At 36.4% G+C, this 407-nt stretch carries 1 protein-coding gene; it reads left to right on the forward strand.

Features of this window, described 5'->3' with window-relative positions; translation table 11 throughout:
- The coding region (locus tag B2W91_RS00335; protein ID WP_291578253.1) for a DUF11 domain-containing protein at positions 1 to 407 on the forward strand (407 nt) is incomplete at both ends.

Here is a 407-nt window from a genome sequence, read left to right on the forward strand (position 1 = left end):
ACTTATACACTTGTAGTATCCAACGCAGGACCAAATGATGCACAAGATGTTATTGTAAATGATAATGTTTCATCTAGTATTATAGGACCAGAATTTTCATTAAATGGAGGATTAACCTTTAATCCATGGCCAGGATCAATTGATATAGGAACCTTGGCAGCTGGAACTTCTAGAACTATTTTAATAAGAGGAACAGTAAGTACAACAGCTACAGGATGTATAAATAATACAGCAATTGTAACTTCAACAACACCGGATCCTAATTTCCTTAATAATGTGTCATCTGTATGTGTAGAGATACAGGCTGCAGTAGGAGAAGCAGATATTTCAGTTGTAAAGACAGCAAGTCCAAATCCAGTAACACCAGGAGGAGTGCTAACTTATACACTTGTAGTATCTAATGCAGG

Source organism: Clostridium sp. UBA6640 (genome assembly GCF_002455975.1).
Taxonomy (GTDB): domain Bacteria; phylum Bacillota; class Clostridia; order Clostridiales; family Clostridiaceae; genus Clostridium_J.